This is a genomic window from Rhodococcus sp. FW305-130 (assembly GCF_058788335.1).
The window spans coordinates 682,254-688,521 of record NZ_JBYTAP010000003.1 but is presented as its reverse complement, the minus strand read 5'-3'; the positions used below and the strand labels follow the sequence as shown (position 1 = coordinate 688,521).

The 6,268-nt window shown below is 61.0% G+C and carries 10 protein-coding genes; 4 read left to right on the top strand and 6 right to left on the bottom strand.

Translation table 11 applies throughout. The annotated features are described in order from the left end of the window. Window positions 1-764 (top strand): acetyl-CoA C-acyltransferase (locus AC3WQS_RS13180; RefSeq protein ID WP_492741476.1); only part of this gene is annotated, 764 nt, incomplete at its 5' end. A 72-nt stretch (window positions 765-836) separates the two neighbouring features. Here AC3WQS_RS13180 and AC3WQS_RS13175 read toward each other — a convergent pair. Continuing rightward, window positions 837-1,052 (bottom strand): BldC family transcriptional regulator, encoded by a 216-nt coding sequence (locus tag AC3WQS_RS13175; RefSeq protein WP_021333209.1) that lies wholly within the window; start codon window positions 1,050-1,052, stop codon window positions 837-839. A 111-nt stretch (window positions 1,053-1,163) separates the two neighbouring features. On the opposite strand from AC3WQS_RS13175, the gene AC3WQS_RS13170 reads away from it, so the two are divergent. Further along, complete coding sequence (locus tag AC3WQS_RS13170; RefSeq protein ID WP_019747226.1) at window positions 1,164-1,571, top strand: RidA family protein; 408 nt, start codon at window positions 1,164-1,166, stop codon at window positions 1,569-1,571. A gap of 22 nt (window positions 1,572-1,593) precedes the next feature. On the opposite strand, the gene AC3WQS_RS13165 is transcribed toward AC3WQS_RS13170, so the two are convergent. Beyond that, window positions 1,594-1,863 carry a DUF4235 domain-containing protein gene (locus AC3WQS_RS13165; RefSeq protein WP_007734706.1) on the bottom strand — a complete coding sequence of 90 codons (270 nt, stop codon included), beginning with the start codon at window positions 1,861-1,863 and terminating at the stop codon, window positions 1,594-1,596. 187 nt (window positions 1,864-2,050) lie between these two features. Here AC3WQS_RS13165 and AC3WQS_RS13160 point away from each other — a divergent pair, with 187 nt between their 5' ends. Continuing rightward, complete coding sequence (locus AC3WQS_RS13160; protein ID WP_019747225.1) at window positions 2,051-2,266, top strand: hypothetical protein; 216 nt, start codon at window positions 2,051-2,053, stop codon at window positions 2,264-2,266. A 7-nt stretch (window positions 2,267-2,273) separates the two neighbouring features. On the opposite strand, the gene AC3WQS_RS13155 is transcribed toward AC3WQS_RS13160, so the two are convergent. The 4 genes from AC3WQS_RS13155 to AC3WQS_RS13140 all read right to left on the bottom strand — a co-directional run bounded on the left by AC3WQS_RS13155 (window position 2,274) and on the right by AC3WQS_RS13140 (window position 4,830). Next, the gene (locus tag AC3WQS_RS13155; protein ID WP_029254636.1) at window positions 2,274-3,431 is read right to left on the bottom strand and encodes an AI-2E family transporter; all 1,158 of its coding nucleotides are present in this window, start codon (window positions 3,429-3,431) and stop codon (window positions 2,274-2,276) included. Between the two features lie 64 nt (window positions 3,432-3,495). Then, complete coding sequence (locus tag AC3WQS_RS13150; protein ID WP_031332956.1) at window positions 3,496-3,972, bottom strand: hypothetical protein; 477 nt, start codon at window positions 3,970-3,972, stop codon at window positions 3,496-3,498. Between the two features lie 136 nt (window positions 3,973-4,108). Then, window positions 4,109-4,264, bottom strand: a complete 156-nt coding sequence (locus tag AC3WQS_RS13145) for a DUF6131 family protein (protein ID WP_003945564.1) — start codon at window positions 4,262-4,264, stop codon at window positions 4,109-4,111. 164 nt (window positions 4,265-4,428) lie between these two features. Then, window positions 4,429-4,830 carry a nuclear transport factor 2 family protein gene (locus AC3WQS_RS13140; protein ID WP_020968661.1) on the bottom strand — a complete coding sequence of 134 codons (402 nt, stop codon included), beginning with the start codon at window positions 4,828-4,830 and terminating at the stop codon, window positions 4,429-4,431. 99 nt (window positions 4,831-4,929) lie between these two features. On the opposite strand from AC3WQS_RS13140, the gene AC3WQS_RS13135 reads away from it, so the two are divergent. Next, on the top strand, window positions 4,930-6,267 hold the full coding sequence (locus AC3WQS_RS13135) for a DUF1254 domain-containing protein (protein WP_492712640.1): 1,338 nt from the start codon (window positions 4,930-4,932) through the stop codon (window positions 6,265-6,267). Window position 6,268 lies beyond the last annotated feature (1 nt).

Sequence of the window (6,268 nt, the reverse complement as noted above, 5' to 3'; positions counted from 1 at the left end):
CCTACGACGGCCTCCACGACATCTTCACCGACCAGGCCATGGGCCTGCTCACCGAACAAGTCAACCAACAAGAAACCACCCACATCACCCGCGCCGAGCAGGACGCCTTCGCCGCCGCCTCACACCAGAACGCGGCCCGCGCCTGGAAAGACGGCTACTTCGACAACGAAGTAGTCCCCGTCTCCATCCCCCAACGCAAGGGCGAGCCGATCGTCTTCTCCCAGGACGAAGGCATCCGCGCCGACACCACCACCGAATCCCTCGGCAAACTGCGTCCCGCGTTCAGCAAGGACGGCACCATCACCGCCGGCTCCGCCTCCCCGATCTCCGACGGCGCCGCCGCCGTGATCGTGATGAGCAAAACCAAAGCCGAAGAACTCGGCCTGACCTGGATCGCGGAAATCGGCGCCCACGGCGTCGTCGCCGGACCCGACTCCACCCTCCAGTCCCAACCCGCCCGCGCCATCGCCAAGGCCTGCGCCAAGGAAGGCATCGACCCCACCGACCTCGACCTCGTCGAAATCAACGAAGCGTTCGCCGCCGTCGGGATCGCCTCCACCCGCGAACTCGGCCTCGACCCCGCCAAGGTCAACGCCAACGGCGGCGCCATCGCCGTCGGACACCCCCTCGGCATGTCCGGCGCCCGCATCGCCCTGCACCTCGCCCTCGAACTGCAACGCCGCGGCGGCGGCATCGGCGCAGCCGCACTCTGCGGCGGCGGCGGACAAGGCGACGCACTCATCATCCGCGTCCCCAAGGCGTAATTACTTCATCCTGACCAGACAGGTCGCCGAGCCCTCATCGTGCTCGGCGACCTGTCTGTTTCATGTCGGAGGCTAGTTCGGATCAAGCGTCGTCAAACGGTTGCGCAACAACTTCTCGATCTCCGAACGTCGGTATCTCCGATGTCCGCCAAGCGTTCTCAGAGTGCCGACCTTGCCCTCCCTCGCCCACCTGGACACCGTGGTCCTGTCGACATGGAACAGTGCGGCAACCTGTTTGGTTGTCAGCCATTCGTCGACAGATGCTGCGTGCTCTTCTTCTCGGCTCATTGACAGTGATTCGTAGCCGTAGCGTGGATGGATGGGTCCGACAATGAATTGGCAACCCCTGGCGCGATGTGAAAGACTCGCTGCAAAACTTTACTATTCCTTGGGGAAAATATGTCGAAGTCGGTAACTCTGATCCGTTCCACATCACTCTCATCGGTCGCTGAATACGCCTATGCAGCAACGGCTCCCGCCGAGGCTCGACTGATCTTCCTGGCCGGATCCTGCCCGTTGAACGAGGACGGCTCCACTGCCGCCATCGGCGACTACGCAGGACAGGCAGCCAAGGCCGTCGACAACCTGAGAACAGCTCTCTCGGACGCGGGCGCGTCCATCACCGACGTGATCAACACCCGCGTCCTGGTGGCGTCGAGCAATCAAGCCGACCTCGTTGCGGCGTGGGAGGTAGTCCGCGACGCGTTCGGTGATCACGACGCCCCAAGCACTCTGATGGGTGTGACCGTTCTCGGTTACGACGATCAACTGGTCGAGATCGAGGCAATCGCGGCCGTCGTCGACTGAACTCGAACCGAACCGGGCGTTCCTACCGGGGATCTTCGTGAGCAAGGGCCTGGTAGCCCTTTGCCCCCGCACGATCCACAGCGGCTCGCACAACAGCGAAGATGGCTCCCTGCAGGGCGGCGGCGATCAGGACTTCCTTACTCGACCTGCTCAAATCTTTTGGCTCGGGCGCATTCTTGTCGTCACCGATGCGCTTCCACACCTGCTGGAAGACGGCACCGGCCAAAATGCCGCCGAGGACGCTCGTCGCCAGTGAGAGTGGCTTGTACATCGCTTTCGATACTGCGCTCATTGCGCGGATCCTCCATGGTTCGATTCGTACCGCCTGAGCGGGCTGACCGACTCTCACTACCCCACAGGCGAACTGTCGAAACATTGCACCGGCGCGGCGCGAAGTTGACTGTCGCACGTTATGTTCCACGGTTTGCCATTTCGCGGGCCGGGTAGGATCGTCTTAGCGAAAGAAGGTTGTGTAAGTCATGGAAAACTACAGAATCGAACTACCGGACGGTACTACGGTGATGGAAGATTTCGTCTCGGATCGCGCCGCCATCGCATACGCGGTCGATCTGAATCACGGGTGTAGCGAGAAAGTATCGGTATTCCGTATCACCGACGAAGGGGAAACCATCCCGACTCGGATGTGCCCCAAGCCGAATCCTGGTTCGCGGCGTCGCGCGCGAAGCGTCCGATAGAAACCGGTCAAGAAGCGTCGAGGCGAGGGAAGAGCGTTTCTCTTGCGAGCAACAGCAAGGCCGCAGCGACCGGAATCGCCAGCAACGCACCGACAATACCGAGCAACGCTCCGCCCAACAGGACCGCGACCACAGTCACCAACGCCGGGACCGCTACCGTCTTCCCGATGATCTTCGGAACGAGCAGGTAGTCCTCGAGCAGACGTAACGCGATGAAGAATGCAACTGTCGCCAATGCCGTTGGGACAGAGACTGTCAGGGAGACCAGGGCGACGATAACCCCTGCGATCGTGGAACCGACTATCGGGATCAGATCGAGCAGAGCGACCAGCAGCGCCAGGATCAACGGGTACGGCACGTCGAAGATCAACAACCACGCGAAGGTGCACACTGCGGTGATCACGGAGATCAGAACATTGCCGAGGACGTACCCACCCACACCTGCCAGTATCTGATCACCGATGGCGATTGCTCGGGGCCGCCGCGAATGTGGCACCAGCCGATACAGATTCGTGCGGATTCGTGGATAGTCGATCAAGAAGTACGTCGTCAGTACAGCAACGATTCCGGCGTCGGCGACTGCGCTGAACACCGCCCGCCCCGCACCGAGCAAACCCGTCGCGAGCGCAGAACCCGAACCATCCAGTTGTGTGGTGAGGTGCTGCTCGAGGTGATACTTCTCGTCGAGGTCGTTGACGATCGGGTACCGGTCACGAATGTGTGTCAGGAGTTCGGGAGCGTGCGATGCAAACTGACGTCCCTGCTCGACCAGCGGGGTGATCGCAGCAACGAGAAACAGCGCCAACATCACTGCAATTCCGAGGAGTACCACGGTGACTGCGATCCAGCGCCGGAAATGTCTCCGCTCCAGCCAGACGATCATCGGTTCGATGCCCACCGCGAGAAACAGCGCGACCACGATCAGGATCAGCATGCCTCGCGCCGCAAGCAGCACTTCGATCACCGCATAAGTCACGGCAACTCCGGCCGCGGCGCTCAGACCGATGAAGAACGGTGACCGACGGTCGAATCTCGGTCCGGGCTCACCCAGCGGCCGGACAGGCGTCGCCAATGCTGCGGCTTCGCGTTCCGCTTCCGCCATCGGATCTACGGCTTGGACTTCACTTTCGGAGTCCGGTGAACGGTCTGCGGAACTGGGATCCATTCAAGCCACCTCACGATCCGCGCGACTTCCCGGCACGGGAGTGAGTACCCGTGCCGTAGTCGGATCAACCTCGAGGCCTCTCCGCTCCGCTTCGGGTCAGTGCGAGCCCGGTTCCCACAACTCCGATGATCGACACTGCGATGGCGATACTGGGCCAACCGTCGCTCTGCCAGTAGACGTCGTCGAGAGTGATCAGCAACGCGGCCTCGTCGACGATGAGCCCGAGTGCAATACCCAACGCGATGCCCATCCATGTTCGTGCGCGAGGGCTTCGGTCTACGAGGCCGAAGATCGCCACCCCGGCCAACAGGAGGATTCCCCACAGGTAATGGTGAAGGTGCGTCCCACCAGCACTGATGTCGCCGACGTCCCTGGTGTCGATCTGGATCAACCAGGTCACCAGACGTGCTCCACCGAACGTCAGTGTGAAGGCCACCCACGCCAACACCAAACCGCGGCGTGATTCGTCAACTTGATTCCATCTGCGAGGAAACCTGAATCTCTCCGCAGGTTTCTCTTCCGCATGATCTCGAGAAAGCATCCTTCATGTTTACCCGACGCAGCTCAGAGCGATACTTTCGGGTGGAGACACCGAAAATCAATTGGAGAACGAAAAAGCGGTACTCGATCTCCGAAGAGATCAGGTACCGCCTTCTCAGCTACTCGCGCAGTATCGATCAATACCAGACTTTTCGTCCGCCCACTGCACGCCCGGTAGCACCGAGGATGGACAAAACTGCACCTACGACGACCAAAATGATGCCGACGGTGGTCAGAATGCTCAACCCCGTGAAAAAGCCGATCAACGCCAGAATAATGCCGAGAACAATCATGTGAGAACCTCATCCGGTATGCGTATAGAAATGATCTACTCAACTGACGCTACTACAAAAACTTCACAATCAAGAAATCCGATAATCGACATCATCAATACGAAACTCGTATTACTACCCAATAATGTCGGCGTTAAAACATTGGCCTTTCTTTTTCTTATCCCTCACGGTTCGATGCCTTCGATCTTGGCCTCGACGGCCGGCGTGATGTGGCTCAACACGCAGCGCCAACGACCGTCTCGCCGGGCGAACACGTCGGTGGTCCACTCGTCGGCGTCGTACTGCCTTCCGTCGTAGTGCGCAGTATTGGTGATCCGCGTGGTGAAAAGCGCAACGTCACCGAAGAAACGCACGCGAGCGCGCCCGACGCGATCCATCGCCGAATGAGTCAGGTCGCCAGAGGCCACGAAGCCCAGAAACTCCGCCTTGGTGGACACCCCGGACTCCGAGACGATCACCCAGTCGTCGGCCATGAAGTCGCCGATCCTTTCGGCGTCGTTCGAGCACATCGCGACGTTCCACTCGTCTGCAGTTGCAGTCAGCACCGCTGTTTCCTGATCCGACATGGCCTCTCCCTCTACCGTCGTCACCCTCGGCGGGTGATGCCTCGACGGCAGGGTTCCCGCAAGGTGGACGTCGAACCGACGAACTACGAGAGGGCAGAGATGACAGACACCAGTCGCACCGAGCTTGCAGCTCAGGCGTACATCTACGGATTTCCCCTCGTTTTCAATCTCGACCAGGTCCATCGGTACGTTCACGACGGTGTCGGAGCGAACCCCGCCGCACCTTTCAACACCTTCAGTCACGCCCGCACACTCGCCGGCCCGGCAGATACTTTTGTCACGATCAACAACGACACCGTGTATTCCATGGCGCAGATCGACCTTTCCGTCGGCCCCGTTGCGCTGCACGTCCCCGATACCGATGGCCGTTACTACGTCCTCCAGTTCGTCGACGCCTGGACAAACAATTTCGCTTACGTCGGGCACCGTGCCACCGGCACCACGAGCGGAGACTTCCTTCTCGTCCCACCCACCTGGACCGGAACCCCGACCGCCCAGACCACAGTGATCAGATTTCCCACGACCGTTGCATCGATCGTCGGTCGGTGGGCGTGCGGCGGCGACGACCTCCCCGCCGTGCACGCCTTGCAGGACGCCACCACCCTGACCGTCGTCGACTCCGCCGGGGCTCCGGCCGGTCTACCGGTCCCCGACCCCGAGGTCAGCCAGGACCTCCTCTTCCTCGAGAAACTCCGCATCTGGTCGCAGGCCTTTCCGCCGGCCCCGCGCGATCGAGAACTCCAGGATTCGTTCTCACCGATCGGAGTCACCGAGCACGGGGCCTCTCCCTATGTATCGCTGTCTGCCGACGACGCTGCGGCGCTCGCAGACGGGTTGACCGCCGGAGAGAAGAATCTGCACGAAGCACTCACGCACGGCTCCAGCCCCGAGGCCAACGGCTGGAAGCTGACTTTCCACGCCTTCGACTACAACCTCGACTACTTCGAGGTCGGTGCAATCGACGATCCACAATTCAAGATCGCCGATCCCAGGTTGCGAATCATCGAACGCGCGGCGGCGGCCAAGGGCGGGCTGTGGGGCAACTACCCCTACGAAGCGGCGTACATCATGACCTACGTCGACGATCAGGGAACGCAATTGAACGGAAACCGCACCTACACGATCAGACTCGACCCCACTCCGCCGGTGAGCGCCTTCTGGTCGCTGACGATGTACTCGGTGCCGGACTTCTTCCTCGTGGCGAACCCTATCGACCGATACTCGATCGGCGACCGCACTCCCGGCATCGTCCACGACGCCGACGGTGCGTTGACGATCACGATCAGTCACGAGGAGCCGAAAGATGCCACGGCGAAGGCGAACTGGCTCCCCTGCCCGCGCGGAGACTTCCGACCGGTCCTGAGAATGTACGAACCTTCGCCCGCCGTACTCGATCAGTCCTACGTCGTCCCCGCTATCACTCGCTCGCGAGAATGAC

What these genes read in the sequence shown, in the direction of transcription:
- AC3WQS_RS13175 (WP_021333209.1), bottom strand. Translation starts at nt 1,052, where the DNA reads ATGAGCCGAGAAGAAGAGCACGCAGCATCTGTCGACGAATGGCTGACA.
- AC3WQS_RS13135 (WP_492712640.1), top strand. Translation starts at nt 4,930, where the DNA reads ATGACAGACACCAGTCGCACCGAGCTTGCAGCTCAGGCGTACATCTAC.
- AC3WQS_RS13155 (WP_029254636.1), bottom strand. Translation starts at nt 3,431, where the DNA reads ATGGATCCCAGTTCCGCAGACCGTTCACCGGACTCCGAAAGTGAAGTC.
- AC3WQS_RS13160 (WP_019747225.1), top strand. Translation starts at nt 2,051, where the DNA reads ATGGAAAACTACAGAATCGAACTACCGGACGGTACTACGGTGATGGAA.
- AC3WQS_RS13145 (WP_003945564.1), bottom strand. Translation starts at nt 4,264, where the DNA reads ATGATTGTTCTCGGCATTATTCTGGCGTTGATCGGCTTTTTCACGGGG.
- AC3WQS_RS13140 (WP_020968661.1), bottom strand. Translation starts at nt 4,830, where the DNA reads ATGTCGGATCAGGAAACAGCGGTGCTGACTGCAACTGCAGACGAGTGG.
- AC3WQS_RS13165 (WP_007734706.1), bottom strand. Translation starts at nt 1,863, where the DNA reads ATGAGCGCAGTATCGAAAGCGATGTACAAGCCACTCTCACTGGCGACG.
- AC3WQS_RS13150 (WP_031332956.1), bottom strand. Translation starts at nt 3,972, where the DNA reads ATGCTTTCTCGAGATCATGCGGAAGAGAAACCTGCGGAGAGATTCAGG.
- AC3WQS_RS13170 (WP_019747226.1), top strand. Translation starts at nt 1,164, where the DNA reads ATGTCGAAGTCGGTAACTCTGATCCGTTCCACATCACTCTCATCGGTC.